Origin of the sequence: Brevundimonas sp., assembly GCF_004210735.1 — a bacterium.
GTDB lineage: Bacteria > Pseudomonadota > Alphaproteobacteria > Caulobacterales > Caulobacteraceae > Brevundimonas.
Genome location: NZ_SDZL01000125.1, coordinates 1 through 1,776 on the forward strand (window position 1 = coordinate 1; position 1,776 = coordinate 1,776).

The 1,776-nt window shown below is 65.7% G+C and carries 1 protein-coding gene; it reads right to left on the minus strand.

From position 1 onward, the window contains the following. Positions 1-124 precede the first annotated feature (124 nt). On the minus strand, positions 125-1,594 hold the full coding sequence (gene rfaE1, locus EON91_RS14350) for a D-glycero-beta-D-manno-heptose-7-phosphate kinase (RefSeq protein ID WP_292096070.1): 1,470 nt from the start codon (positions 1,592-1,594) through the stop codon (positions 125-127). Between the last annotated feature and the right edge of the window lie 182 nt (positions 1,595-1,776).

Below are 1,776 nucleotides of genomic sequence, written 5' to 3' on the forward strand. Positions count from 1 at the left end.
TCCTCTAAGCCAGAGCGCACATCGTCCGGCATGGTTAGCGGCCCGGGCAGGGCTCAAGTCAAGTCGACTGCCGCAGGGTATGCAGGGTTTGGACCGCTCCTAAAACACAGCGGTGGAGGGCGCGTTAACTGTTGGCCGGACGGCGCGACTTTTCGATCACTTTTGTCGTCGATTGCCCATCAACCAGCGTCGCGCGTACGATTCGTCCGCCCCGGCCACGTACAATGTCCGCGCCGACGATCTGGTCCTCGGAATAATCGGCGCCCTTAATCAGCACATCCGGTTGCAGCTCGGTAATGGTCTCCAGCGGCGTCGCCTCGCCGAACAGGATCACGGCGTCGACGCCCTTGACCGCCGCCATCACCGCCGCACGCACATCCTCGGCCTGCACGGGACGCTCCGGCCCCTTCAGGACCTGCACGGATGCATCCGTATTCAATGCCACGATCAACCGGTCGCAGGCGGCCGCGGCCTGGCGCAGGAGGGAGATGTGGCCGGCATGCAGGATATCGAAACAGCCATTGGTGAATCCCACCGACAGTCCTTCGCGGCCCCAGGTCTCACGCAACCGCTTGGCCTCAGCTAGGGGCAGGGCGCCCGGCGCGCCGCCCAGTCCGCTCCGGCCCGCGCCGATCTCGGCGAGCAACTCCGCCGGCGTCGCCGTCGCTGTCCCGCGCTTGGCGACCACGATGCCAGCCGCGACATTGGCAATCTGCATAGCGGTTTCAGGCGATAGGCCCGCCGCCACACCCAGCGCCACTGCAGCCGCAACGGTATCGCCCGCACCCGACACATCGAACACTTCGCGCGCCTTGGCCGCCAGATGCACCGGCGCAGCGTCCTGCCGGAACAGCGACATCCCGTGCTCCGACCGCGTCAGCAGGATCGCCGCGCCCGTTGTGGCGATGGCGATATCGCTGGCGACCCGACACTCCGCATCCGACCCACAAGTTGCATGCGTCGCGAGCTGAAGCTCTTTGCGGTTCGGCGTCATGATCGACGCGCCGCGATAGGCGCTCCAGTCATTGCGCTTCGGATCCACAACAATCGGAACACGGGCCTTTTGTCCCGCCGCCATGATCGCCGCCAGCACGCGATCCGTCAGCGCGCCCTTCGCATAATCCGAGATCATGATCACGTCGCAATCGCCTGCCAGCAGGTCGACCGCCGCGATCAGCCTGTCCTCTGTCGCGCGTTCGATTGCGCCCGGGTTTTCCCGGTCCACCCGCACGATCTGATGCTGGCTGCCCATATAGCGCGTCTTGATCGTCGTCGGCCGTCCCGGCTCCGTCACCAGATGCGTCTCGATCGCGCGCGACAGGTTCGATAGCGTGCCCGCCAGCGTCGAGGCCGCCGAATCCGCGCCTGTCACGCCGACCAGCAAGGCCTTGCCGCCCAGCGCCGCAACGTTGGCCGCCACGTTCGCTGCGCCGCCCGCTGTCCAGCGCTCGTCCATCACCTGGATAATCGGCACCGGCGCCTCGTCCGAAACCCGGCTCACGCGGCCTGAAACGTAATGGTCCACCATGACATCGCCGACGACCAGCACGCGGCCGCGGGCAAGTTGGGCGATCTGGTCCTGTGTCGGGCTCACGCGGTGTTCCGTCTCCCCGGCCAACTGCCGGCTTCCAGTCAGTCTCTCTAGCGAAACCCGGAGGGTGCGTCAGGTCTTTCTGGCGCCAGCTGGCGACAGACCGGCCGGAGTTATCCCAAGACATGATTCAAATCTGGATTGCCGCAACTGCGCACTCAACTTGGGGCTGACTACAGGGAATT